Source organism: Microvirga rosea (assembly GCF_020595095.1).
GTDB lineage: Bacteria > Pseudomonadota > Alphaproteobacteria > Rhizobiales > Beijerinckiaceae > Microvirga > Microvirga rosea.
Window position 1 is genome coordinate 519,286 of the sequence record NZ_JAJDOP010000003.1, and the last position, 24,244, is coordinate 543,529.

24 protein-coding genes are annotated in these 24,244 nt (G+C 63.0%); 13 read left to right on the forward strand and 11 right to left on the reverse strand.

Annotation, left to right across the window (positions count from 1 at the left end; all coding sequences use genetic code 11):
* From era to LJD17_RS10425, 5 genes are all read right to left on the reverse strand, one after another.
* Positions 1-909, reverse strand: a complete 909-nt coding sequence (gene era / locus LJD17_RS10405) for a GTPase Era (protein ID WP_227384093.1) — start codon at positions 907-909, stop codon at positions 1-3.
* The gene (gene rnc / locus LJD17_RS10410) at positions 902-1,612 is read right to left on the reverse strand and encodes a ribonuclease III (RefSeq protein ID WP_227384094.1); all 711 of its coding nucleotides are present in this window, start codon (positions 1,610-1,612) and stop codon (positions 902-904) included. Before rnc ends, era begins: the two co-directional genes overlap by 8 nt.
* A 3-nt stretch (positions 1,613-1,615) precedes the next feature.
* Positions 1,616-2,392 carry a signal peptidase I gene (lepB, locus tag LJD17_RS10415; RefSeq protein ID WP_406600788.1) on the reverse strand — a complete coding sequence of 259 codons (777 nt, stop codon included), beginning with the start codon at positions 2,390-2,392 and terminating at the stop codon, positions 1,616-1,618.
* 99 nt (positions 2,393-2,491) lie between these two features.
* The gene (acpS, locus tag LJD17_RS10420; RefSeq protein ID WP_227384095.1) at positions 2,492-2,893 is read right to left on the reverse strand and encodes a holo-ACP synthase; all 402 of its coding nucleotides are present in this window, start codon (positions 2,891-2,893) and stop codon (positions 2,492-2,494) included.
* Complete coding sequence (locus LJD17_RS10425) at positions 2,890-3,675, reverse strand: pyridoxine 5'-phosphate synthase (protein ID WP_227384096.1); 786 nt, start codon at positions 3,673-3,675, stop codon at positions 2,890-2,892. The genes acpS and LJD17_RS10425 overlap by 4 nt, the downstream gene beginning before the upstream one ends.
* Before the next feature lie 336 nt (positions 3,676-4,011).
* Between LJD17_RS10425 and rpsF the strand changes: the two genes are divergently transcribed.
* The 11 genes from rpsF (at position 4,012) to LJD17_RS10480 (ending at position 15,184) form a co-directional block, all read left to right on the forward strand.
* On the forward strand, positions 4,012-4,407 hold the full coding sequence (gene rpsF, locus LJD17_RS10430; protein WP_227384097.1) for a 30S ribosomal protein S6: 396 nt from the start codon (positions 4,012-4,014) through the stop codon (positions 4,405-4,407).
* Between the two features lie 2 nt (positions 4,408-4,409).
* Positions 4,410-4,661 (forward strand): 30S ribosomal protein S18, encoded by a 252-nt coding sequence (gene rpsR, locus LJD17_RS10435; RefSeq protein WP_224313220.1) that lies wholly within the window; start codon positions 4,410-4,412, stop codon positions 4,659-4,661.
* A gap of 120 nt (positions 4,662-4,781) precedes the next feature.
* Positions 4,782-5,759 (forward strand): DUF2232 domain-containing protein, encoded by a 978-nt coding sequence (locus LJD17_RS10440; protein ID WP_227384098.1) that lies wholly within the window; start codon positions 4,782-4,784, stop codon positions 5,757-5,759.
* 25 nt (positions 5,760-5,784) lie between these two features.
* Positions 5,785-6,348 carry a 50S ribosomal protein L9 gene (gene rplI, locus LJD17_RS10445; protein ID WP_227384099.1) on the forward strand — a complete coding sequence of 188 codons (564 nt, stop codon included), beginning with the start codon at positions 5,785-5,787 and terminating at the stop codon, positions 6,346-6,348.
* 268 nt (positions 6,349-6,616) lie between these two features.
* The gene (locus LJD17_RS10450; protein ID WP_227384100.1) at positions 6,617-8,110 is read left to right on the forward strand and encodes a replicative DNA helicase; all 1,494 of its coding nucleotides are present in this window, start codon (positions 6,617-6,619) and stop codon (positions 8,108-8,110) included.
* Between the two features lie 47 nt (positions 8,111-8,157).
* Entirely contained in the window at positions 8,158-9,270 is a 1,113-nt protein-coding gene (alr, locus tag LJD17_RS10455) for an alanine racemase (RefSeq protein ID WP_227384307.1), read from the forward strand.
* A complete protein-coding gene (gene radA, locus LJD17_RS10460) occupies positions 9,270-10,664 on the forward strand; it encodes a DNA repair protein RadA (protein WP_227384101.1) in 1,395 nt (464 codons plus the stop codon). The genes alr and radA overlap by 1 nt, the downstream gene beginning before the upstream one ends.
* A gap of 146 nt (positions 10,665-10,810) precedes the next feature.
* Complete coding sequence (locus LJD17_RS10465) at positions 10,811-11,926, forward strand: hypothetical protein (protein WP_319799690.1); 1,116 nt, start codon at positions 10,811-10,813, stop codon at positions 11,924-11,926.
* 257 nt (positions 11,927-12,183) lie between these two features.
* The gene (locus LJD17_RS10470) at positions 12,184-12,807 is read left to right on the forward strand and encodes a CvpA family protein (RefSeq protein WP_227384102.1); all 624 of its coding nucleotides are present in this window, start codon (positions 12,184-12,186) and stop codon (positions 12,805-12,807) included.
* 139 nt (positions 12,808-12,946) lie between these two features.
* Positions 12,947-14,434, forward strand: a complete 1,488-nt coding sequence (gene purF / locus LJD17_RS10475; RefSeq protein ID WP_227384103.1) for an amidophosphoribosyltransferase — start codon at positions 12,947-12,949, stop codon at positions 14,432-14,434.
* 6 nt (positions 14,435-14,440) lie between these two features.
* Positions 14,441-15,184 (forward strand): SDR family NAD(P)-dependent oxidoreductase, encoded by a 744-nt coding sequence (locus LJD17_RS10480; RefSeq protein ID WP_227384104.1) that lies wholly within the window; start codon positions 14,441-14,443, stop codon positions 15,182-15,184.
* A 189-nt stretch (positions 15,185-15,373) separates the two neighbouring features.
* Here LJD17_RS10480 and der read toward each other — a convergent pair whose 3' ends face one another.
* From der to LJD17_RS10495, 3 genes are all read right to left on the reverse strand, one after another.
* Positions 15,374-16,723 carry a ribosome biogenesis GTPase Der gene (der, locus tag LJD17_RS10485; protein WP_227384105.1) on the reverse strand — a complete coding sequence of 450 codons (1,350 nt, stop codon included), beginning with the start codon at positions 16,721-16,723 and terminating at the stop codon, positions 15,374-15,376.
* An 18-nt stretch (positions 16,724-16,741) separates the two neighbouring features.
* Positions 16,742-17,413: a tetratricopeptide repeat protein gene (locus LJD17_RS10490; protein WP_227384106.1), complete on the reverse strand. Its 672-nt coding sequence runs from the start codon at positions 17,411-17,413 to the stop codon at positions 16,742-16,744.
* 116 nt (positions 17,414-17,529) lie between these two features.
* On the reverse strand, positions 17,530-18,123 hold the full coding sequence (locus LJD17_RS10495; protein WP_227384107.1) for an NnrU family protein: 594 nt from the start codon (positions 18,121-18,123) through the stop codon (positions 17,530-17,532).
* A gap of 291 nt (positions 18,124-18,414) precedes the next feature.
* Here LJD17_RS10495 and LJD17_RS10500 point away from each other — a divergent pair, with 291 nt between their 5' ends.
* Both LJD17_RS10500 and LJD17_RS10505 read left to right on the forward strand, forming a co-directional pair.
* Positions 18,415-19,032: a TRAP transporter small permease subunit gene (locus LJD17_RS10500; protein ID WP_227384108.1), complete on the forward strand. Its 618-nt coding sequence runs from the start codon at positions 18,415-18,417 to the stop codon at positions 19,030-19,032.
* A gap of 46 nt (positions 19,033-19,078) precedes the next feature.
* A complete protein-coding gene (locus LJD17_RS10505) occupies positions 19,079-20,971 on the forward strand; it encodes a TRAP transporter large permease (protein ID WP_227384109.1) in 1,893 nt (630 codons plus the stop codon).
* Between the two features lie 150 nt (positions 20,972-21,121).
* On the opposite strand, the gene LJD17_RS10510 is transcribed toward LJD17_RS10505, so the two are convergent.
* The 3 genes from LJD17_RS10510 to guaA form a co-directional block, all read right to left on the reverse strand.
* The gene (locus tag LJD17_RS10510; protein ID WP_227384110.1) at positions 21,122-21,952 is read right to left on the reverse strand and encodes an aldo/keto reductase; all 831 of its coding nucleotides are present in this window, start codon (positions 21,950-21,952) and stop codon (positions 21,122-21,124) included.
* Positions 21,953-22,130: 178 nt separating this feature from the next.
* Positions 22,131-22,580, reverse strand: a complete 450-nt coding sequence (rpiB, locus tag LJD17_RS10515) for a ribose 5-phosphate isomerase B (RefSeq protein ID WP_227384111.1) — start codon at positions 22,578-22,580, stop codon at positions 22,131-22,133.
* Positions 22,581-22,642: 62 nt separating this feature from the next.
* Entirely contained in the window at positions 22,643-24,199 is a 1,557-nt protein-coding gene (gene guaA, locus LJD17_RS10520; protein ID WP_227384112.1) for a glutamine-hydrolyzing GMP synthase, read from the reverse strand.
* Positions 24,200-24,244 lie beyond the last annotated feature (45 nt).

Consider the following 24,244-nt stretch of genomic DNA (forward strand, 5'->3'; position numbering starts at 1 on the left):
TCACCCTCGCGGGAATTCCAGCCCCATTTCCCGGTAGCGCTCGGGATCGTCGCCCCAGTTCTCGCGAACCTTCACGAAGAGGAAAAGGTGGATCGGCGCTTCGGCGATCTCGGCGATTTCTTTCCTGGCGGCCTGGCCGATGGCCTTGATGGTCTGGCCGCCCTTGCCGAGCACGATCTTCCGCTGGCTGTCACGTTCGACGAAGATCGTCTGCTCGATGCGCACCGAACCGTCCGGCCGCTGTTGCCATTGGTCGGTTTCCACGGTCGACTGATAGGGCAGTTCCTCGTGCAGCCGCTCGTAGATCTTCTCGCGGGTGATTTCGGCGGCCAGCATCCGCAGCGGCGCATCCGAGATCTGGTCTTCCGGATAGAGCCACGGCCCCTCCGGCATCATGCGCGCAAGCTCGGTCTTCAGCCGGTCCGTTCCATCGCCCTTCAACGCCGAGACCATGAAGGTATGGGCGAAGCCGACCCTCTCGTTGAGGGAGGCTGCGAGCGCCAGCAGCTTCGAGCGCTCGATCAGATCGATCTTGTTGAGGATCAGGACTTTCGGCTGCTTCAGTTCGGACAGTTTTTCCAGGATCGCGTCGGCTTCCTCATCGACGCCTTTGCGGGCATCGAGCAGGAGCGCGACCACATCGGCGTCCCCCGCCCCGCCCCAGGCGGATGTCACCATGGCGCGGTCGAGACGGCGCTTCGGCTTGAAGATGCCCGGGGTGTCGACGAAGATGATCTGCGCCTGCCCTTCAATCGCGATGCCGCGCACGAGGGCCCGGGTCGTCTGCACTTTGCGTGAGACAATCGAGACCTTGGAACCCACAAGCGCGTTCAAGAGGGTCGATTTCCCCGCATTGGGTGCTCCGATCAGCGCGACGAAGCCGGCCTTCGTGGATGTCTCGTCAGCCATGTGTGGAATCTTCCTGTGTCCAAACGTCTTCCCGGAGGAGAAGGCTTCGCGCTGCTTCCTGTTCCGCCGCCCGCTTGGAAGTGCCGAGGCCGAAGTCGCTCTCGAGGCCCTTCACCTTCACAGCCACGCGAAACTTCGGAGCATGGTCGGGTCCGGTCTGCTCCACGACCGCATAGGTCGGTGGCGGCAAGCCCTTGCCCTGTGCCCATTCCTGGAGAGCGCTCTTCGGGTCCCGGAGAGGACGGCGCGGCGCCTGGAGGAGCTCCTTGAAGGCGCCTTCCACCAACGCCGTCGCAGCGTCATAGCCGCCATCGAGAAAGACGGCTCCGATGATCGCCTCGCACACATCCGCAAGGATGGTCAGGTTCCGCCGCTCGCCTGATTGTGCCTCGCCAGCGCCGAGCTTGAGGTAAGGGCCGAGATCCCAGGCAATCGCCACTTCGGCACAGCTCTCACGTCTGACAAGCTCCGCCAGACGCCGGGACAATTCCCCTTCGGGCGCCTGCGGAAAGGCGTGATAGAGCATCTCGGCGACGATCAGTCCCAGGACGCGGTCCCCGAGGAATTCGAGCCGCTGATAGCTCTGCCCCCCGGCTCCCGGTGCGCTCACATGGGTCAGCGCTTCCGTAAGCAACTCCGGTCGCTCGAAGCGATAGCCGAGCGTTTCCTGCAATTGCTCCGGTTCGGGTGTACGCCGCGCCACGGATTAATGGATCCGCTCGAACATCCGGTTCCACCGGATATGGCTGGGCCATTCCCAGGGGCGCCAAAGCGAAGCATCCTCGTTGATGGAGAAGAAGATGATCTCCGCCCGGCCGACGAGATTTTCCGCCGGCACCTCGCCCACATTGGCTTCATCGCGGGAATCGGTCGAGTTGTCCCGATTGTCGCCCATCATGAAATAATGTCCGGGCTTAACGGTATAGACTTCCGTGTTGTCCCAGTAACCACGGTCGCCGTCGCGCTCGATGACGTAGTGGCTCGTGCCCTCCGGAAAGGTTTCCCTGTACTGCGGCACCGCCATCGTGCGTCCGTAAAGGTCGGTCGTCTTGTAGTCTTCGACCCGCTCCCGCTGGATCGGCTTTCCGTTGATGTGAAGGACGCCGCCGATCACCTGGATCTTGTCGCCGGGAAGCCCGACCACTCGCTTGATATAGTCGGTGGAGTTGTCCTTCGGCAGCTTGAACACGGCGATGTCGCCGCGCTTCGGCTGCGAGCCGAAGATGCGGCCCGAGAAAAGCGGTGGCCCGAACGGGATCGAATACCGGGAATAGCCGTAGGCGTACTTTGATACGAAGAGATAGTCGCCGATCAGAAGGGTCGGGATCAGGGAGCCCGAGGGAATATTGAAGGGCTGGAACAGAATGGTCCGGACGACCACGGCGATCAGCAGGGCCTGAAGGATGACCTTCACGGTTTCCCAAATGCCGCCTTCGTCTTTCCGGACGGCTTCGCCGGTGAATTTCTTGGCGTTTTCGCTCACGTCTGTCGTTCCATGCTTGAGGAATGAAAGGCCGCTCGGGCCGTCTCAAGTCGTCGCGGCGGTCTAGCCCATGCCGCGCCCCATCGCAACGCGGCGGATTTACTTTATGGGGACGGCTTCGATGATCACGAAGGCTTGAGCCAGGGGAGGATCATCCGTGAGGGAAACGTGCAGGATGGCCTCGTGCCCCTCGGGAATCATCGTTTTCAGTCGGGTCAGCGCCCCTCCCGTCAACTTCAACGTCGGCTTTCCGCTCCTCAGGTTGACCACTTCCATGTCGCGCCAGAATACACCGTGACTCAGGCCCGTGCCCAGGGCCTTGGCGCAGGCCTCCTTGGCGGCGAACCGCCGGGCATAAGAGGGAGCCCGGGCTGCGCGGCGGTCGCTCCGGGCGCGCTCGACCTCCGTAAAGATCCGATGCGTGAACCGGTCGCCGAAGCGCGCGATGGAACGCTCGATCCGGCGGATATCGCAAAGATCCGACCCGATTCCGACGATCATGGGGCCGTACCGCCCGGTGCTGCCGGGGACCCGGCCTGCCGGCGCCCCTCGTCCATGGCGGCCCGCATGCCACGAACGGCCTCGTCGAGACCGAGGAAGATCGCCTCGCCGATGAGCGAGTGTCCGATATTGAGCTCCGCGATCTGCGGGATGGCCGCCACGGGCCCGACCGACTGGAGATCCAGGCCGTGGCCTGCATGGATTTCAAGCCCGATCGAGGCCCCGTGCGCGGCGGCTCTGCGCAATCTTGCGAGTTCATGGGCAATCTTGACCTCGTCGCCTGCGGCGACAGCCTCGCAATAGGTCCCAGTATGAAGTTCGACGACGGGCGCCTTGAGTTCGCAGGCCGTGTCCATCACGTCGATCTCCGGCTCCACGAAGAGGGAGACGCGGATGCCCGCATCCTTCAGTTCTCCGATGGCCGGCCGCAGGTGCTCCGCCCCGCCGATGATGTCGAGCCCGCCCTCGGTCGTGCGTTCCTCCCGGTTTTCCGGCACCAGGCAGCACGCATGGGGCCGCAGCCGGGTCGCAATGCCGATCATTTCGGCCGTCGCGGCCATTTCAAAGTTCAACGGTACGAAAAGCTGGCGCTTCAGGCGCTCCATATCCTGGTCACGGATATGGCGCCTGTCCTCCCGCAGATGGGCGGTGATTCCGTCGGCGCCGGCCAGAACTGCGAGGTGCGCGGCCCTGATCGGATCCGGGTGGACGCCCCCACGGGCGTTACGGACGGTGGCGACATGGTCGATATTGACGCCGAGGCGAAGAGGAAGAGATGTCATAGAATGGTTGTAGCAGAGAGCCGCTTATTTCCTAGCCGTCCGTGAACCTGGCCTGCACCCTCTCACCCATAATCCGTGATCCGACCCGCTATCCCTTGCCATCCAAGGTCATATCGACTATAGCCCGCGCTTCGCGTTCGCTCCGGCCGGGGGCTGAACGGACGGTACGGCTTGGCCGTGCAGGGTTTTCAAAACCCGTCGTCCCGTGTCTCCGCCTTCGACAACCGCTCGGGCCTTGCAGGCTCGAAGGGCTTGGCGCCGATCGGACGCGCGAAACCGGCCCATGGCGTTCCTCAAAAACGACTGGGCTCAACTCAAACCTGAGAAAGGCCCACTATGCCTCTCTACGAGCATGTCTTTTTGGCTCGCCAGGACGTCACGTCCCAGCAGGTCGAAGCGATGGTCGACCAGTACAAGGACGTCATCGAGCAGAACGGTGGCAAGGTCGAGAAGACCGAAATGTGGGGCGTGAAGTCCCTCGCCTACCGGATCAAGAAGAACCGCAAGGCGCATTTCACGATGTTCAATCTCGACGCTCCCGCCCAGGCGGTTGCCGAGATGGAGCGTCAGATGCGCATCAACGAAGATATCCTCCGTTTCATGACCATCCGGGTGGAAGAGCTTGAAAGCGAGCCCTCCGTGATGATGCAGAAGCGCGACCGCGACGAGCGCAAGGACCGTGAGCGCCGCGAACGCGAAGGCGGATACGAGACCGAAGGCGAGGAGGCGTAACGATGGCTATGGGTGCTGGTGGCGGCGGTGGCCGTCGTCCTTTCTTCCGTCGGCGCAAGACTTGCCCGTTCTCGGGCCCGAACGCTCCGAAGATCGACTACAAGGACACGAAGCTCCTGTCGCGCTACATTTCCGAGCGCGGCAAGATCGTTCCTTCGCGCATCACGGCCGTTTCGGCCAAGAAGCAGCGTGAACTCGCCCAGGCGATCAAGCGTGCACGCTTCATGGGCCTGCTGCCCTACGTGATCCGCTAACAACCGGTAAGGCTGCGCTTGCGCAGCCTTCCTCTCACGTCGCCCGGCGGTGAAAACCCGCCGGGTCAGTTGGGGCCAGGAGCCTCTAACCCTGCAATCAGCAGCGGGACAGCGGGACCCATGAACTTTCTTCTTCCAGGCATCGGCGCGGGCCTTGTTTCGGCCCTTCTGACCGCGGTGATCGTGAAAGCGACCCCGCTGGCGGCCGTCCTGTATCTTCTGTCTCCCATTCCCGTCCTGATCGTCTCGCTCGGCTGGAACCACCGCTCGGGCCTCGTGGCGGCGCTTGTGGGCGGCCTCGCGATCGGTCTTGGAATCTCACCGCTGAGCGGGCTGGGCTTCGCCGTCGTGACGGCCCTTCCCGCCTGGTGGCTCGCATATCTCGCTCTTCTGGGGCGCCCGGTGGATGACGGCGTCATCGAGTGGTACCCGGTCGGGCGCTTGCTGACATGGGTCGCGGCGACCGCCGCGCTGACCGTCGTTGCCGCAGGATTGATCTCGACCCGCGTCGACTACGACGCTTTCCTGGCAAACGCCCGCGAAGTCGCCGAGGCCTTCGTGAACCTTCAGTTCCCGCAAGGCCAGCCCGACAGCCTGGACGCCGAGACGCGCGGCGAGCTCATCGAGGTCTTTTCCCGGCTCACGCCCTTCCTGTCGGCCCAGGGCTTCACGATCGTTCTGGCGCTCTACCTGTGGGCCGCCGCCAAGGTCGTGTCGCTGTCGAAGCGCCTGCCGCGGCCCTGGCCCTCCGTACCGGAACTGATCATGCCGCGGGCGGCGGCTCTCTTGCTGGCGGCCTGCGTGCTCGTGATGGCCATGTCGCTCGAGAATTTCCTCGGCGTCCTCGCGGCGGCCCTGGCCGGCGCCCTGTTCATGGCTTTTGCCCTTCAAGGGCTTGCGGCCATCCACGAGCGCACGCGCGGCAGCGCGGTCCGCGGGCTCATTCTTGGCGTGGTTTACGTCGTCCTTTTCGTGTCGCAGGGCATCCTGATGGTCGCCCTATCCCTTTTCGGCCTTGCCGATTCCGTTTTCAGACTGCGTCTTCGCCGACGCGGCAACGGGCGCGGGCCGAAACTGCCTCCCACCCTTTCCACCTGATCACGAACATTCAAGGAGAAAACCAATGGAAGTGATCCTTCTCGAACGCGTCGCAAAGCTCGGCCAGATGGGCGAAACCGTGAAGGTGCGCGACGGTTATGCGCGCAACTTCCTCCTGGCCCGCGGCAAGGCTCTGCGCGCCACCAAGGCCAACAAGGAGCATTTCGAGAACCAGCGCGCCCAGCTCGAGACCCGCAACCTCGAGCGCCGCAAGGAAGCGGAAGCCGTCGGCGAGAAGCTGAACGGGCAGAGCTTCACCATCATCCGTCAGGCTGGCGAGACGGGCGTGCTCTACGGTTCGGTTTCGACCCGCGACCTCGCCGAGATCATGACCAAGGACGGCTTCTCGGTCGATCGCAACCAGATCGTCCTCAATGCGCCGATCAAGACCCTCGGCCTTCACCCGGTGCCGGTTTCCCTGCATCCGGAAGTCGAGGTTCAGGTAACGATCAACGTCGCCCGCAGCCCCGAGGAAGCCGAGCGTCAGGCCCGCGGCGAGCAGGTCACGACCCGCGAGGAGACCAACCTCGACGATCTCGGCCTCGAAGTCGGCGCCGCGCTGGCAGAAGCCGGCGACGTGGAGCTCTGAGATCCGGAGCTGAGCGGCACTTGCGGCCGTTCACTTTTTGTTCCAAAATGGCGCTTTCCGTCGATTCGACGGGGAGCGCTTTTTCATTGGGAGACCAGGCAAGGACGCCCTGCCCTTCCGTGGAAAAGTACGGTGTGGGAATCGGGGACAACGAGGACAAACCACATCGAGACGGACGGAGTCCGAACCTGTGTCCGGGCGGTAACCTTTCGGTGCCCGAATCTGGTTTATGGATATCCGATCCCTGAACTCTTTTTCGGAGCGCCGGATGGCCACCGCCAATGCCCTGATCGCCCGCATCGACACGTCCGAGCCGCAATTTCGCGTTGCTCCGAGCAATATCGATGCCGAGCAGGCCTTGCTGGGCGCGATCCTCGTCAACAACGATGCCTATTACCGGGTGTCCGACTTTCTCGAGTCCTCGCACTTCATCGAGGACCTCCATCGGCGCATCTACGAAGTCGCCACGAGCCTCATCAAGGCCGGAAAGGTCGCGACCCCCATTACCCTGAAGACCTTTCTGGGCGACCAGGATCTCGGCGGCGTCACGGTTTCGCAGTATCTGGCACGCCTGGCGGCAGAGGCCACCACCGTCATCAATGCGGAGGATTACGGCCGCACGATCTATGACCTCGCGATCCGCCGGAACCTGATCACGATCGGCGAGGACCTGGTCAACGTCGCCTATGACGCCCCCGTAGAGACCTCTCCCAGAGACCAGATCGAAGAAGCGGAACGCCGGCTCTACGAGCTTGCCGAAACGGGCCGCTACGACGGAGGCTTCCAGCGCTTCTCGGACGCCCTGACCCAGGCCATCGACATGGCCGCGGCGGCCTACAAGCGCGAAGGCAAGCTGTCGGGCATTTCGACGGGCCTCATCGATCTCGACCGCACCTTGGGCGGCCTTCAATCGTCCGACCTTGTGATCCTGGCGGGCCGTCCGGCGATGGGTAAGACGTCGCTCGTGACGAACATCGCGTTCAATATCGCGAAAGCCTATCAGGCGGAGAAGCAGCAGGACGGCACCATGAAGACCGTGAACGGCGGGATCGTGGGCTTCTTCTCCCTCGAAATGTCGGCCGAGCAGCTGGCCACCCGTATCATCGCGGAGCAGTCGGGCGTCGCGTCCTACAAGATTCGCCGCGGCGACATGCGCGAGGACGACTTCTACAAGATCACGGAAGCTGCCCGGGAAATGCAGTCGATCCCGTTCTACATCGACCAGACCGGCGGCATCTCCATCGCCCAGCTGGCAGCCCGGGCCCGCCGCCTGAAGCGCCAGCGCGGGCTCGACGTGCTGATCATCGACTATCTCCAGCTCCTCTCTGCCTCCGCGAAGAAGGGCGAGAACCGGGTGCAGGAACTGACCGAGATCACCACGGGCCTCAAGGCGCTGGCCAAGGAACTCGCGGTGCCGGTCATTGCCCTGTCCCAGCTCTCGCGCCAGGTGGAAGCGCGCGACGACAAACGGCCTCAACTCGCGGACCTGCGTGAATCGGGCTCCATCGAGCAGGACGCGGACGTGGTCATGTTCGTTTACCGCGAAGAGTACTATCTAAAGAACAAGGAGCCGAAACCCGGCACCGAAGAGTACTTCAAGTGGCAGGCCGAAATGGACCAGGTCCACGGCAAGGCGGAGGTGATCATCGGAAAGCAGCGTCACGGACCGACCGGCACCGTGCAGCTCGCCTTCCAGGCGGACATCACCCGCTTCACCAACTTGGCGGACGAAGACAAACTTCCTGAACGGATGGGCGATTGAACAAGCATATTCCGCAGAAGGCGCCTCGGGTCTCCGTTTCGGACGACATGGCCGGGGGGCTTCTCCAGATCGACCTCGATGCGCTGGCGTCCAACTGGCGCAGGCTGCGTGATGCGGCCGGTGTCGAGACCAGCGCCGTGGTCAAGGCGGACGCCTACGGCACAGGCATCGAGCGGGCCGTTCCGGCCCTCGCCCGCGCGGGCTGCCGCACGTTCTTCGTCGCCCATTTGAGCGAGGCCGTCCGCGTCCGCGCGGTTGCCCTGGATGCGACGATCTACGTACTCAACGGCCTCCTGCCCGGCTCATGCGCCCATTATGCGGCCCATGATCTTCGCCCCGTTCTCGGATCCCACGAGGAAATTGCCGAATGGGCGGCCTTCAGCCGCGCACAAGGCCATCGCTTCCCAGCCGCGCTTCACGTGGATACCGGCATGAACCGGCTCGGCCTGACGGTGAGCGACGGGCTGACCCTCGCCGGCCGTCCGGAGCTGAAGGATTTTGAGCCAGCCCTTCTGATGAGCCACTTCGTGAGCGCTGAGGAGCAGGACAATCCGCTCAATGCCCAACAGATCGAGGCGTTCACGGCGGTCAGGAACACCCTTCCGAAGATCCCGGCGTCGCTCGCCAATTCGTCCGGCATCTTCCTTCCGCAAAAGCCGCATTTCGACCTCGCTCGCCCGGGTTATGCCCTCTATGGCGGCAATCCGACCCCGGACGCGGAAAACCCCATGCAGGCCGTCGTCGGCCTCGAAGGCCGGATCGTGCAGCTCCGCTGGGTCGAGGCGGGTGAGACCGTGGGCTACAACGGCCGCTGGACGGCGCAGAAGAAGCGCCGCGTCGCAACGGTCTCGATCGGCTACGCGGACGGTTACCCGCGCTCCGCGAGCGCCCGTGGCCATAGTGGAGAAACGGCCCTGGCGGGAATGGCGATCGTGGCGGGCCAGGCCTGCTCGTTCGCCGGAAACGTCTCCATGGACCTCCTGGCCGTCGACGTCACGGACGTCCCGGAAGCCCGGATTGCGAGGGGCGATCCTGTGACCTTCATCGGCGGCGCCCTCACCGTCGACGAAGTCGGCCGCCGTGCCGGGACGATCGGATATGAAATCCTGACGAGCCTCGGCTCGCGCTACCATCGGACCTATCGCGAGGCGACGGTCTGATGGCCAAGCGTCAAGCGTCTTTCGCGTGCCAGAACTGCGGCGCGGTCTACAATCGTTGGAAAGGCAAGTGCGAAGCCTGCGGCGGCTGGAACACGATCGTCGAAGAGACCGCCTCCTCAAATCCGATGGTCGGCCCGGTGGCGACGCGCCCATCCCGGGCGAAGGGCCGGATCTTCCCCCTCGAAGGCCTGTCGGGCGAAGCCAAAGAAGCTCCGCGCACGCCTTCCGGCATTGCGGAACTCGACCGCGTGACGGGCGGCGGCTTCGTCCATGGCTCGATCATTCTTCTCGGCGGCGATCCCGGCATCGGCAAGTCCACCTTGCTCATGCAAGCCTCGGCGGCTCTCGCCAAGCGCGGGGAGCGGGTCGCCTACATCTCCGGCGAGGAAGCGGTGGCGCAGGTGCGCCTGCGGGCCGAGCGGCTCGGCCTCGGTCAGGCCCAGGTCGAGCTGGCGTCTGAGACCAACGTGGAGGATATCGTCGCCACCTTGTCCCAGGGCCGTCCCCCGGCATTGGCGATCATCGACTCGATCCAGACCATGTGGACCGAGACCGTCGAATCCGCTCCAGGCACCGTGACCCAGGTCCGCGGCAGTGCCCAGGCGCTGATCCGCTTCGCCAAGACCACCGGAACGGCCGTGATTCTCGTCGGCCATGTGACCAAGGACGGTCAGATCGCCGGCCCTCGCGTCGTCGAGCACATGGTGGACGCCGTGGTCTCGTTCGAGGGCGATACCGGGCACCATTTCCGTATCCTGCGGGCGGTGAAGAACCGCTTTGGCCCCACGGACGAAATCGGCGTTTTCGAAATGTCGGACCAGGGCCTTCGCGAGGTTCCCAATCCCTCCGAGCTTTTCCTGGCCGGTCGCGATCTCGCGACGCCGGGAACGGCGGTCTTTGCCGGCATGGAAGGAACGCGTCCGCTTCTGGTCGAAATCCAGGCGCTCGTCGCGCCCTCCTCCCTTGGAACGCCGCGACGAGCCGTGGTCGGCTGGGATCCGGCGCGCCTTTCGATGGTGCTCGCCGTTCTGGAGGCCCATGGCGGGCTGCGGCTCGGCATGCACGACGTCTACCTCAATGTCGCCGGCGGCTTGCGCATTACGGAACCCGCCGCCGACCTTGCCGCAGCGGCAGCTCTCGTTTCATCCCTGTCGGGTTCACCATTGCCGCCGGACACGGTTTATTTCGGTGAATTGGGACTGTCCGGAGCCATCCGGCCCGTCGCCCAGGCGGAGGCAAGGTTGAAGGAAGCCGCAAAACTCGGCTTTGCCAATGCCGTTTCACCGGCTGCGCGGGCCGACAAGAAGAAAGAACGCCTGCCGCTGGCCCCGTCCTCGATCGGACACATCACCGATCTGGTCGCTGGCATCGCAGTCCGCCGGAAAGCGTCCTGAAGGCTTCGTCGGTGCGACCGACGAAATCGCCCTTTGATAAGCTTTCCTTGATTTGGATTTGATATATTATATCGTATAATGACTGATGAAGAGGCTCCGAAAGCTCGACAACCAAGCAAAGCCATCAACATATAAGCGAGGGGCCCATGGCTGCGACGATCACGCTTTCAAACACGAATATCGCCGAGGATATTGCCCCTGATCAGGTCATCGGCACGCTTCATGTGACCGGCGGGGCCAATGGCGAGACCTTCATCTACACCCTTGCCGACAGCATCGACGATCGGTTCGAGATCCGCCAGAACGCCACGACGAACGACTTTGAGATCGTCGTGAAGTCCGGTGGAGACGATCTTTTCAACTTCGAGCGGAATTCCTTAAATCACTTTGAGATCTCGATTTCAGCCGCCGGCAATCAAAATACCTCGATAGGCGCGACCTCGTTCACGATCAACGTGACCAATGTGAACGAGGCTCCGACCGATGTCTCGATCGCGGCGCCACGGACCCCGACGGTTTTTGAAAACGCCGCAAACGGGACCGAGATCGGGCCTCTCGATGCCGATGATCCCGATCTGAACGACACATTCACGTTCAAGCTGACGGACGACGCCGGTGGTCGCTTCAAACTCGATTCAACCGGAAAGAAACTGCTCGTTGCCGATGGCTCCAAGCTGGACTTTGAAACTGCGCCATCCCAGCAGATCAAAGTCGAGGTAAAGGATGCCGCCGGCCTGACCTTCGAGAAGACCTTGACGATCGATGTCATCAACAACGTCGACATTTTTACCGGCACATCCCGCAACGACAAGCTCAGCGGCACCGCCAGCATGGACTTTCTCTACGGGGCCGCAGGGAGTGACAAGCTTTACGGGCTTGCAGGCGACGATGTTCTGAATGGCGGCGCGGGAAAGGACATCCTCTACGGGGGTGCAGGCAAGGACCGCTTCTTGTTCGATACACCGGTCAAGAAGGGCCAGTTCGATCAAGTGATGGACTTCAACCCTGCGGACGATACGCTCCAGTTCAGCTTGTCTTCGATCAAGTCTTTCAAGATTAAAGCCATGAAATCTGGAAAATTAAACAAGAAATTCTTCACGTTGGGTGACCACGCAAAAGATAAGAACGACTTTGTCTACTATAATCCAAAGAACGGTTTCGTTTATCTCGACAGCGATGGCTCCGGCAACAAGAAAAGAGCGGAAATTCTAAAGCTCAAGCCTCATCTGAAGCTTACAGCTGACGATTTCATGTTTCTCTAAGGAATATCGATCAGAAACTTGTTATTCCGGCAGGGTTCCGCCGGAATTTCCCATAGGAGGTGGTCTCGCAAACCCGGCTCCCGAGGCCGCCTCCGCTGATATGCCCTCACGGACCGCCCTGCCTTTTAGCCCGTTCACGGGCAGTTGCCGGGCCGCATGGACTCACAGGGTGACGAAATGGTTTCTTGCGGCTATACACCCGACGCCTTAACCGCGTTTTGAGGCCGTTCCACCCGTTCCTGCGTCAGGCTTGACCCATGCCATTTTCAATTCTGGATCTTGTCGTTATCGGCGTTGTGCTGATTTCGGGTCTATTGGCAGCCGTTCGCGGCTTCACGCGCGAAGTCCTGGCGATTGTCGCCTGGGTCGCGGCCGCCGCAGTGGCCTGGTATCTGCATCCGGCGATCCTGCCCCTGGCGCAGCAATACATCCACAACCATACGGTCGCGCTTGTGGCCGCCATCGGCGGCATCTTCGTCGTCACGCTCATCATCGTGTCGATCATCACCGTTCAGATTTCCGACCTGATCCTCGATTCGCGGATCGGCGCCCTGGACCGGACCCTGGGCCTCTTCTTCGGGGCCGCTCGCGGCTTCCTGATCTGCGTCATCGGCTGGGCCTTCCTCGGCTGGCTCCTGCAGGGCAAGAACCCCGAGTGGGCCGTCACGTCCCGCACGCGCCCGGCCATGGAGAATACCCGTGACAGCATCATCGCCATGCTGCCGGACAACGCCGAGGCCCTGATTCAGAAGCTTCGCGAGAAGGGAGCAAGCCCAGAGGCCGAACCCGGCGAACCGGCCGAGCCCGATCCGCAGCGGACGAGCCCCGCTCCCGGCACGCCGGCAACTCCTCCTGCCCGCCCCGCCCAACCGCGCGGCTGAGCCTGACCGGGGCGAAGCTTGCACGGCTGATGCGTCGTCTTTGCAGGGGAGCCCTCGCAATAATCGTTGGCGATTGACGCAACGCTCATTAAATAGGGGCCTTACGCGCCGCCTGTGGTGCCACCCCAAGGAAATGACGATGTCTTCTCTGTCTGAGACGTGGCAGGTCCAACCCAAGACGGTGGACCTTGACCTCGACGGCGATACCTTGCGCGAAGAATGCGGTGTCTTCGGCATCTACGGACACCCGGATGCGGCCGCCATCACGGCGCTGGGGCTTCACGCCCTTCAGCACCGGGGCCAGGAGGCCGCCGGCATCGTCTCCTTCGACGGCCACGTCTTTCACCTGGAGCGCAAGCTCGGCCTCGTCGGCGACGGGTTCTCGGACCGCTCGGTGATCGAGCGCCTGGAAGGTCTCTCCGCCATCGGCCACGTGCGGTATTCGACCACCGGCGAGACGGTTCTGCGCAACGTACAGCCTCTCTTCGCGGAGCTTGACGGCGGCGGCCTCGCCGTGGCCCATAACGGCAACCTGACGAACGGCCTGACCCTACGCCGAAACCTGATCCGGGACGGAGCCATCTGCCAGTCGACCACCGACACGGAGGTGATCGTCCATCTCGTGGCCCGAAGCCGCCATGGGCGGGTCGTGGATCGTTTCCTGGAATCCATCAGGCAGATCGAAGGGGCCTATTCCCTCGTCGCCCTGACCAACAAGAAGCTGATCGGCGCCCGCGACCCGTTGGGCATCCGCCCGCTGGTGCTCGGCGAGCTCGACGGCCGCTACATCCTGACGTCCGAGACCTGTGCGCTCGACATCATCGGCGCCCGCTTCATTCGCGACATCGAAAACGGCGAATGTGTCGTGATTTCCGAGGACGGGATCGAATCCTTCCGATTCGCCCCCGAGCAGCCTCCCCGCCCCTGCATCTTCGAGTACATCTACTTCGCCCGCCCCGATTCCATCGTGAACGGCCGCAGCGTATACGCGGTCCGCAAGGGCATGGGTCATGAACTCGCCCAGGAAGCGCCCGCAGACGCAGACGTGGTCATTCCGGTGCCCGATTCCGGCGTCCCGGCCGCTCTCGGCTACGCCCAGAGCTGCGGCCTTCCGTACGAGCTCGGCATCATCCGCAACCATTATGTGGGCCGTACCTTCATCCAGCCGACCCAGTCGGTGCGAGAGCTCGGTGTGCGGATGAAGCACTCCGCGAACCGCTCGGCGATCGAGGGCAAGCGCATTGTCCTGGTGGATGACAGCCTCGTGCGCGGCACCACTTCGGTGAAGATCGTGCGCATGATGCGCGAGGCTGGAGCGAAGGAAGTTCACTTCCGGATTGCCAGCCCACCGATCACTCACCCGGATTTTTACGGCATCGATACGCCGGAGAAGGAAAAGCTGCTCGCGGCCACCCACAATCTCGAGCAGATGCGTGAGTATATCGGCGCCGACTCCCTGGCTTTCCTGTCCATCGAAGGGATCTACCGGGCCATGGGCGAGGCAGGACGCAACGCCGCGTTGCCGCAGTTCACGGATCACTGCTTCACGGGCGACTATCCGACACCCCTGACCGATCTGACGGTGGCGACGCCTCGCCGCCTGTCTCTCCTTGCAGAAGCTGACTGAGGATCCATGACCAAGCCTCTTGCGAACCGCGTCGCGGTCGTCACCGGCGCGTCGCGCGGCATCGGCCGCGCAGCAGCGCTCGCTCTCGCGGAAGCCGGAGCGCATGTCATCGCGCTCGCCCGCACCCAGGGCGCGCTCGAATCTCTCGACGACGAAATCCGCCAGAAGGGTTCGTCCGCGACCCTGGTTCCTGTGGACCTCAAGGACCTGGAGGCGCTCGACCGCCTTGGTGCGGCGATCTACGAGCGCTGGGGCAAGCTTGACATCCTTCTCGGCAATGCAGGCATTCTCGGCGAACTCGCCCCCATCACCCACGTCGACCAGCCCGTCTGGGACGCGGTGATGGCCATCAACGTCACGGCGAATTACCGTCTGATCCGCTCCCTCGACCCGCTGCTGCGCGCCTCCGATGCAGGCCGGGCCATTTTCGTGACCTCCGGTGCGGCGACCAAGTGCACGGCTTATTGGGGCGTCTATTCCGTGTCGAAGGCCGCACTGAACGCGCTCGTGCGCACCTACGCGGCCGAGACCCTGACCACCCCTGTAAAGGCGATGCTCCTCAACCCCGGACCGTTGCGCACGGCGATGCGGCGCACCGCCATGCCCGGAGAAGATCAGTCGACCCTCAAGACTCCCGAGGATCTGGCCCCGCACATCGTCAAGCTCGCCCTGCCCGACTGGAGCGAAACCGGCAAGATCTACGATTTCACGCAGGACGGAAAAGTTCTGACGCCGCAGATGCCGGCCTAGCGTCGTCGACATCAAACGGCGGGGCTCGCCCTGCCATCATTTCGCTCTTCTTCCAGAGCCCGGCCCTGAACGCGCAAGAACACCACGCTTCCGCAGCGAAGGCTTCGCCGAAGCCCGGCACCCTGCGTTCCTGAAAGACAAGGAAGGATGTCGCGGCCGATTTGGGAACCCGCGAGGCGGCCGACCCGCTTACTTCCGATCCTTGTCGAAGGGATTCTTGCCCATCCTCAAGGAGACGCGAATGGGCACGCCGGGCAACTCGAACGCTTCTCTGATGCCGTTGACGAGGTAGCGGGTGTAGCTTTTCGGAAGGGCGTCCAGCTGGTTTCCGAAGATCGCGAAATGCGGCGGCCGCGCCTTGACCTGCGTCATATAGCGGATCTTGATCCGCCGCCCGGAGACGGCTGGAGGCGGGTTGGCGTCGATGGCTTCGGTGAGCCATTGGTTGAGCCGCGCGGTCGCGATGCGACGGTTCCAGGTGTCGTAGACCTGAATGATCGCCTTCATCAAGCCGTCGATGCCGCTACCGGCAAGGCCGGACAACGGCACGACCGGAGCCCCCCTGACTTGCGGAAGGAGGCGCGTTGCCTTTTCCTTCAGGTCCTTCAGCAAGCCCGGCTGATCGGCAACCAGGTCCCACTTGTTGAGGCCGATGACGAGGGCCCGGCCTTCCTGCTCCACAAGATCGACGATGGACAGATCCTGCTTCTCGAAGGGGATCGTCGCATCCAGCAGCACGACCACCACTTCGGCGAACCGAACGGCCCGCAACGCATCGGCGACGGAGAGCTTTTCGAGCTTGTCTTCCACCCGGGCGCGTTTGCGCAGGCCAGCCGTGTCGAAAAGCTTGAAGGGCCTGCCGCGCCACGTCCAGTCGAGAGAGATGGAATCCCGTGTGATTCCCGCTTCCGGGCCGGTGAGAAGGCGCTCTTCGCCGACCATTCGGTTGATAAGCGTGGATTTTCCGGCGTTCGGCCGCCCGACGATCGCGACCTGCAGCGGCTTGTTCGGGTCCTCCTCCTCGCCCTCGGTCTCGTCCTGAGGGTCGGGGAAGTAAGGCATCAGAGCCTCGAACAGGTCCGCCATGCCTTCGCCGTGCTCGGCGGAGAGAGGAACAGGTTCGCCAAGGCCAAGCGAAAAAGCCTCATAGGCGCCAGCGAGGCCCGCTCCCCCTTCGGCCTTGTTGGCGATCAGGATCACAGGCTTGCCGGAACGGCGCACAAGCTCCGCGAAGGGCCGGTCGGCCGGCAGGATCCCGACCCGGGCATCGATGACGAAGAGGATCACGTCGGCGTCGCCGATGGCGGCTTCCGTCTGGGCGCGCATGCGTCCGAGGAGCGATTCTTCCGTCGATTCCTCAAGACCAGCGGTATCGACGATGCGGAATTCGAGATCGCCGAGCCGCGCCTCACCCTCGCGCCGGTCCCGGGTCACGCCCGGCCGGTCGTCAACGAGGGCGAGCTTTTTCCCAACCAAGCGGTTGAATAGGGTCGATTTGCCGACATTCGGCCGCCCGACTATGGCGACGGTCGCCGTCATGTCCTGCCTCACATTCCTTTATTGCGTCACCGCAACGGGGCCACCCGCCACCAGAGCCGTATAAACCGCAAGCCGCTGCTTCAACGCGCTCGGCGTCTCGCGGTCAGCGGCGATCTGGTCGAACCAGCGTCCCGCATAATCCATATCGCCGGCTTTAAGTCCGGAAAGGCCAAGAAGTTCGCGAGCCGAATGCCGCCAGGGATTTTCCGGCACCGCAAGACGCTCCAGATCCGGGCGGATCTTGGCGGGATCGGCCGTGTCGATCCGCAGCCAGGCGGCGCGCAGACGGGCGAGATCTTGCCAGAGGGCGCTCAGCTTTCCGTCCTTGGCGAGGGCATCATAGGCCGAAGCGCCGTTTTCGGCGTTCTGGCGGCCAAGTTCCGCGGCCAGCCGGAAACGGGCGAGCAGGCCGTAGCCGCTGTCGCCTTCCTTGGCGAGGCTCTCCAAGGCACTCTCGGCGTCCTTGCCCTTGTCGTCACGGGACAGCCTCAAGGCATCCTCGTAGCGCAGGGCGTCGGCCTGGGACCGCGTCTCCTGGTAATGTTCCCAGTAGCGCCAGCCGCCGACGGCGGCGACAACGAGAATCGCGGCGCCGATGATGACGCCGTTGTACCGCTTCCAGATCTGGGCGACCTGATCGCGGCGATATTCCTCGTCGACCTCGCGGATAAACTCGTCGTTCGGAGCCATGACACTCTTGCGGCCGGGACCGCCTCCTCAATCGAAGTGGGTCGCCTAGCACAGCCCCCCGCCGAAGGCGAGAGGCTGAAAGCGCCTCGGGCCGGATATCGCGGCCTTCAGCGCGCTCAAGCCCTTCCTGGAAGGACCGGAACCCCGATCAGAAGGGGATGGAGCCAAAAAACGAAGGCAAGATAGGCAATCGTCCCGATCACGATGGCGAGAGCATCATTCCGGTTATCATGGAGCCCGCCTTTGGCAGCCCCGTGCTCAGCCGCCACATCGCGATGCTTCGCGCTGATCCGGGCGAGCACGCCCCAGACCAGAATGGAGCCGAACAGGAGGATCGACCCGAGATCCCCATTGGCGAGGAGGTGCGCGAGAGCCCAGATCTTCACGCCTGCCAGCATGGGGTGCTTCAGGCGCCGCTTGATGCGTCCCGGTAGATACGCCGCCGCGACCATCACGAAAGCGAACCATACGAGAAGCAGCGCGAGATGCCGGGTCCAGACCGGCGGATCCCACACAGGAATGTAGCCTTCCGCCCGATAGCGCCCGAACCCGATGGCGATGAGCACGATGCCGGCCAGCGACAGGAGCGAGTAAAGGCCCTTGTACGGCCCCTCCCCGACCTTGGCGATCACGCCGGCTCTTGCTTGGCGTGCCATGCTGAAAGCGTGCGTCCCGATGAAAACGACTAAGCCGAGAACGAGCAGGGCCACGATACGATCTCCTGTGCCGGCGGCACCATAGCGACAGGGTCCCCGCTCCGCCATTGCCAAGCCCGAGGGCCACGGGACGCCTCACCTGCCTTCATATGCATTCGTTGCCGTGGGAAAGCCATTGACAAACCATAACTTTCAATGTCAGCCCCCCTTGTGACAGGAATGCATAGAGAGTACTCGCCTTAAGTCGAGTACGGTCAGGCCGTGTTGGCTCTAGCGGAGGCGATGTAACTTCGGTAGCTACACCCTGACAAAACCAACAACGGAATTCATCAGGGGACGAAACGGATGACAGCACTCCTGAAGCTGTCCCAGGCGATCGACGGTTTGAACGAGCGTCTAGGGAAAGTCGTGGCATGGGCCATCGTGGTGGCCATCCTGGTCTCCGCCATCAACGCCATCATTCGACGCATCTTCGGCGTCTCCTCGAACGGCTGGCTCGAATTGCAGTGGTATCTCTTCGGTGCCGTTTTCATGCTCTGCTCGCCCTGGACCCTGAAGGCGAACGAGCATATCCGGATCGACATCGTGTCGAACACGCTGTCCAAACGGAAGCGGGACTTGGTCGATATCTTTGGCCACCTGTTCTTCCTGTTCCCGTTCGTGACGATCATGCTGTGGCTCAGCGTGCCCTACTTCATCAGATCGTTTCAGTCCGGCGAGGTCTCCTCAAATGCCGGCGGCCTTCTGATCTGGCCCGCCAAGGGTCTCATCCTCCTCGGTTTCATTTTTCTTTTCCTGCAGTGGTTGAGCGAACTGATCAAACGCGTCGCCATCATGCGCGGCGATCTGGCTGACGTCGAAACAGTTCACAGCGCGGAGGCCGAGGCCGAGCGTCTCCTGACCGAGCTCGGAACCGCACAGGATCCACGTACCGGGACGCCTCCGGGCGACGGCATCAGCTAGTGTCCCAATCCAAACCATTGCTTTCCGCGTCCGGAGCTCTCCGTCCATGGCACAGTTGATTGCCCAGAACCTCGCACCGATCATGTTCGGTGCCCTTATCGTCTTCCTGCTGCTTGGCTATCCGGTCGCTTTTGCCCTGGCAGCCAACGGCCTCCTGTTCTTCTTCCTCGCGGTCGAACTGGCACCGCTTGCCCCTGATACGATCACGCTTTCGTGGCCGCTCCTTCAGGCGCTACCGGACCGCATCTTCGGCACCATGTCCAACGAGGTGCTCCTGGCCGTCCCGTTCTTCACCTTCATGGGACTGGTTCTTGAACGGTCCGGCATGGCGGAAGACCTTCTCGACACCATCGGCCAGCTGTTCGGCCCCGTGCGCGGCGGCCTCGCCTATGCGGTGATTTTCGTGGGTGCGCTGCTGGCCGCGACAACCGGCGTCGTGGCCGCATCCGTGATCTCGATGGGTCTGATTTCCCTGCCGATCATGCTTCGCTACGGGTATGACCGCCGCCTTGCATCAGGCGTCATTGCGGCATCAGGAACCCTTGCCCAGATCATTCCGCCTTCGCTCGTGCTCATCGTCATGGCGGACCAGCTCGGTCGCTCTGTCGGCGATATGTACGAAGGCGCCTTCATCCCGGGGCTCGTGCTCACGGCCATGTATGCGGGCTACGTGCTGTTGATGTCGATCTTCTACCCGAAGTCCGCCCCCGGCCTTCCGCCGGAAGCGATCGGATACCGTGAGCCCAATGGCGCTCGCGGCGTCTGGCAGCTCGGCATCCTCGTGCTCTTCTCCGGAGCGGTGGGCTATTATGCCCTGTCTCAGACGGAGATTCGGGGTGGATCGGATTTCGTCATCCTGACGATCTGTGCCTCGACGGTCGTTGCCCTGATCTGCGCCATCATCAACCGCTGGCTCGGTGCCAAGCATGTGATCGCCTCTGCGGTCCTCGCCGCCGCGCTCATTGCCGCCTATATTCTGCTTCGGAAGAACGGCCACGAGAACTATGGCCTCGTTGTCGAGATGTTCGTTGCCGGCGCCCTCTACTCGCTGTTCGTCGGGCTGGTGGAGCGACTGACGGGCCTTCGCCTCATGTCGCGTATGGCCGAGCAGGTCACTTTCGTGATGGTGCCCCCGCTCCTGCTCATCTTCCTCGTGCTCGGCACGATCTTCATCGGTGTCGCGACGCCGACGGAAGGCGGCGCCATGGGCGCCCTGGGATCGGTGATCCTTGCCGCGATCAAGCGCAAGCTCGACAACAATCCAAGCCGGTTCAACTGGACCCTCCTGCGCCAGGCAACTGAAGCGACCGCCAAGCTCTCGGCCTTCGTGCTCTTCATCCTGATCGGCGCGCGGGTGTTCTCGCTCACCTTCTACGGCGTGAACGGCCATATCTGGGTGGAGCACCTGCTCACGTCGCTGCCCGGCGGCCAGGTCGGCTTCCTCATCGTCGTGAACCTGCTCGTGTTCTTCCTGGCCTTCTTCCTCGATTACTTCGAGCTCGCTTTCATCATCATTCCGCTGCTGGGGCCCGCGGCCGAGAAGCTGGGGATCGACCTGATCTGGTTCGGCGTGATCCTCGGCGTGAACATGCAGACATCGTTCATGCATCCGCCCTTCGGGTTCTCCTTGTTCTTCCTCCGCTCGGTGGCGCCGAAGGAGCCCTATATCGATCGCGTCACGGGCAAGCGGATGGAGCCGATCACCACAGGCCAGATTTACTGGGGTGCCATTCCGTTCGTTATCATCCAGCTCATCATGGTCGGCCTCGTGGTGACCTTCCCGCAGATGGTCATGCATTATAAGTCGGCAGGCGCCACAGTGGACCCCGCAGCCGTGCAGAAGAAGCTCGACGAGCTGCTCGTCCCCGGGATCGGACCGGGTGGAGGCGATACGGGCCTCCCGCCCTTGAACTTCGATGAGCCGCCGAAGATCCAATAACGGCGGCGCTCAAGACAAATAGAAAAGGCAGGCACAACGCCTGCCTTTTTTGTTTCGTATGAGAACCGGAGTGCTTTCTCGACACCGCACGCCTGGACTGAGGCTTGGGTCCATTCCAGACAGGAGCAGCTTTGCCGCCCCTGCTTCCGATCAGAAGGTCGCCGTCATCGGATTGGGCCCGATCCGCCCATCCGCTGCATCGAGCTTGGCGATCCGATTCAGATCGTCCTCGTCGAGCCTGAAGCCGAAGACGTCGAAGTTCTCGACGATACGGCCCGGCGTCACGGATTTCGGGATCACGACCAGATTGTTGTCGAGATGCCAACGGATGATCACTTGAGCCGGGGTCCGGTCGTGCTTGGCGGCAATGGCGGCAATCACCGGATCCTGAAGCACCGTGCCCTGGCCGAGGGGGCTCCAGGATTGCGTGACGATACCGCGCTCGGCATGAGCCTCCCGGAGCGCCTTCTGCTGGAACCGGGGATGCAGCTCGATCTGGTTGAGGACCGGCGCCACGCCGGTTTCGCCGATGATGCGATCAAGGTGCTCGGCTTCGAAGTTCGACACGCCGATGGACTTGGCCCGTCCCTCCTCCTTCAGCCGCACGAAAGCACGCCACGTATCGAGATAGAGATTACGATGCGGCGCCGGCCAGTGGATCAAATAGAGATCGACATACTCGACCCCGAGACGCTTCAGGCTCTCGTCGAAGGCGGCCAACGTGGCGTCGTAACCCTGGTTGGCATTCCAGAGCTTCGTGGTCACGAAGACGTCGCCACGCGAAACGTCCGCAGCGCGGAGCCCCTCGCCGACCCCTCTTTCGTTCTCGTAAACCGCGGCGGTGTCCACATGCCGGTATCCGGCCTCGACGGCGGCCTGCACCGCCGACACGGCAACATCATCGGGCGTTTGCCAGACCCCAAGGCCGACCTGGGGAATGGATCGGCCATCGTGAAGCGGAATGTATGGCTGCTCAGACACGGGAACTCCTTTTCAATGAACCGAGATCGTCGGGCCTATAAGGCTGGATCCTGGGGAAACCTGGTCAGGCAATGGCTCGGAGCAAGCTCAGCCGAGAAACCGGAATGAATGGGACGATGCCGGCGCGACGATTTCGAACGAAATCACCCTTCTCCTTCTAGAGAGGGAACGTGTGGCGCTATTCCTCCAGCGCTCCGATCATCTCCACCCGTGTCGCATGGCGACCGCCCTCGAACTCAGCGCTCAGGAACGCGTCGACGATATCGAGCGCCAGCCCTTCGCCCACCACGCGCGCGCCTATCGACAGCATATTGGCATCGTTGTGCTGGCGGATCATGCGGGCTGAGAACGTATCGAGGCAGACCCCGCAACGGATGCCCTTGACCTTGTTCGCCGCCATCATGATGCCCTGGCCGGTGCCGCAGAGGATGATGCCAAGCCGGCAATCGCCGGAGGCGACGAGCCGCGCCGCCGCTTCGCCGTGCTGAGGATAGGGCGTGCTCTCCGGTGTCGTCGGCCCGATGTCGACCACCACCCAGCCCTGCGCCGCGACATGGGCGACGATGGCCTGCCGGAGCGGAATGGCGGCGTGGTCGCTGGAGAGGACGATACGGTTGTTGGCTGTCATGGAGAGGTCGTCCTATTTCCCGAAGCAATTTTGGCGGCTTGGCCGAGTTGGATCAGCTCGGCTTACTCCCACTCGATCGTGCCCGGCGGCTTCGACGTAATGTCGTAGGTCACGCGGTTGATCCCCTTCACTTCATTGATGATCCGGGTCGCGACGTTGCCCAGGAAGGTCATGTCGAACGGGAAGAAATCGGCCGTCATGCCGTCGATGGAGGTTACGGCGCGCAGCGCGCAGACATGGTCGTAGGTGCGCGCATCGCCCATCACGCCCACGGTCTTGACCGGGAGCAGCACGGCGAAGGCCTGCCAGATCTTGTCGTAGAGTCCGGCCTTGCGGATCTCCTCGAGATAGATCGCGTCGGCCTTGCGCAGGATCTCGAGCTTCTCACGCGTGATCTCGCCGGGCACCCGGATGGCAAGGCCCGGACCCGGGAACGGATGACGGCCGACGAAGGCCTCCGGAAGGCCCAGCTCACGGCCGAGCACCCTCACCTCGTCCTTGAAGAGTTCGCGCAGCGGCTCCACGAGCTTCATTTTCATGCGCTCCGGAAGCCCGCCGACATTGTGGTGGCTCTTGATCGTGACCGAAGGCCCGCCGGTGAAGGAAACGCTCTCGATCACGTCGGGATAGAGCGTGCCCTGAGCCAGGAAATCCGCGCCGCCGATCTTTTTGGCCTCCTCGTCGAACACATCGATAAAGAGCTTTCCGATGGTTTTGCGCTTCACCTCCGGGTCGGATACCCCTTCGAGGGCGCCGATGAAGAGGTCCTGCGCCTGCACGTGGACCAGCGGGATGTTGTAGTGATCGCGGAAGAGCGTGACCACCTGCTCGGCTTCGGACGCGCGCAAGAGGCCATGATCGACGAAGACGCAGGTGAGCTGATCGCCGATCGCCTCATGGATCAGGACCGCCGCGACGGCGGAATCGACGCCGCCCGAAAGACCGCAGATGACCTTGCCGTTCCCGACCTGGGCGCGGATGCGCTCGATCGCCTCCTCACGGAACGCCTTCATGGTCCAGTCGCCCCGGCAGCCCGCGATGTCGCGCACGAAGTTGCGGATCAAAAGCTCGCCCTGGGGGGTGTGCACCACTTCCGGGTGGAACTGGACGGCATAGAACTTGCGGCCCTCGTCCGCCACGATGGCGAATGGGGCGTTGGGCGAGGAGGCAAGCGGCTCGAAGCCTTCCGGGAGCTTGGTCACCCGGTCGCCGTGGCTCATCCAAACCGGGTACTTTTTCCCGACATGCCAGACGCCCTGGTAAAGCGGGCTCTCGGTCAGGATTTCGATTTCGGCCCGGCCGAACTCGGAATGATGGCCGCTCTCGACCTCTCCGCCGAGCTGCGCCGCCATGGTCTGCTGGCCATAACAGATGCCGAAGACTGGGACATCGCAGTCGAACACTTCCTGGGGCGCCCGAGGCGACGTTTCCATGGTCACCGATTCCGGGCCGCCTGAAAGGATCACCCCCTTCGGCTTCATCTCCCGCAGCGCCTCGGCCGCCTTCTGGAAAGGCACCACCTCCGAATAAACGCCCTCTTCACGCACCCTGCGGGCGATGAGCTGCGTCACCTGGGAGCCGAAATCGATGATCAGGATCTTGTCGTGGGACTGGGTCATGGGATGGTCTTGAGCCTCGGGACGTAAACAGCGATGGCGGGCATG

Bases quoted from the DNA above. Each gene is read 5' to 3' on its own strand.
- era (WP_227384093.1), bottom strand. From the start codon at position 909: ATGGCTGACGAGACATCCACGAAGGCCGGCTTCGTCGCGCTGATCGGA.
- LJD17_RS10440 (WP_227384098.1), top strand. From the start codon at position 4,782: ATGAACTTTCTTCTTCCAGGCATCGGCGCGGGCCTTGTTTCGGCCCTT.
- rplI (WP_227384099.1), top strand. From the start codon at position 5,785: ATGGAAGTGATCCTTCTCGAACGCGTCGCAAAGCTCGGCCAGATGGGC.
- LJD17_RS10465 (WP_319799690.1), top strand. From the start codon at position 10,811: ATGGCTGCGACGATCACGCTTTCAAACACGAATATCGCCGAGGATATT.
- acpS (WP_227384095.1), bottom strand. From the start codon at position 2,893: ATGATCGTCGGAATCGGGTCGGATCTTTGCGATATCCGCCGGATCGAG.
- LJD17_RS10450 (WP_227384100.1), top strand. From the start codon at position 6,617: ATGGCCACCGCCAATGCCCTGATCGCCCGCATCGACACGTCCGAGCCG.
- rpsR (WP_224313220.1), top strand. From the start codon at position 4,410: ATGGCTATGGGTGCTGGTGGCGGCGGTGGCCGTCGTCCTTTCTTCCGT.
- purF (WP_227384103.1), top strand. From the start codon at position 12,947: ATGTCTTCTCTGTCTGAGACGTGGCAGGTCCAACCCAAGACGGTGGAC.
- alr (WP_227384307.1), top strand. From the start codon at position 8,158: ATGGCCGGGGGGCTTCTCCAGATCGACCTCGATGCGCTGGCGTCCAAC.
- rpiB (WP_227384111.1), bottom strand. From the start codon at position 22,580: ATGACAGCCAACAACCGTATCGTCCTCTCCAGCGACCACGCCGCCATT.
- LJD17_RS10480 (WP_227384104.1), top strand. From the start codon at position 14,441: ATGACCAAGCCTCTTGCGAACCGCGTCGCGGTCGTCACCGGCGCGTCG.
- guaA (WP_227384112.1), bottom strand. From the start codon at position 24,199: ATGACCCAGTCCCACGACAAGATCCTGATCATCGATTTCGGCTCCCAG.
- rpsF (WP_227384097.1), top strand. From the start codon at position 4,012: ATGCCTCTCTACGAGCATGTCTTTTTGGCTCGCCAGGACGTCACGTCC.
- radA (WP_227384101.1), top strand. From the start codon at position 9,270: ATGGCCAAGCGTCAAGCGTCTTTCGCGTGCCAGAACTGCGGCGCGGTC.
- LJD17_RS10425 (WP_227384096.1), bottom strand. From the start codon at position 3,675: ATGACATCTCTTCCTCTTCGCCTCGGCGTCAATATCGACCATGTCGCC.
- LJD17_RS10470 (WP_227384102.1), top strand. From the start codon at position 12,184: ATGCCATTTTCAATTCTGGATCTTGTCGTTATCGGCGTTGTGCTGATT.
- LJD17_RS10500 (WP_227384108.1), top strand. From the start codon at position 18,415: ATGACAGCACTCCTGAAGCTGTCCCAGGCGATCGACGGTTTGAACGAG.
- der (WP_227384105.1), bottom strand. From the start codon at position 16,723: ATGACGGCGACCGTCGCCATAGTCGGGCGGCCGAATGTCGGCAAATCG.
- LJD17_RS10490 (WP_227384106.1), bottom strand. From the start codon at position 17,413: ATGGCTCCGAACGACGAGTTTATCCGCGAGGTCGACGAGGAATATCGC.
- LJD17_RS10505 (WP_227384109.1), top strand. From the start codon at position 19,079: ATGGCACAGTTGATTGCCCAGAACCTCGCACCGATCATGTTCGGTGCC.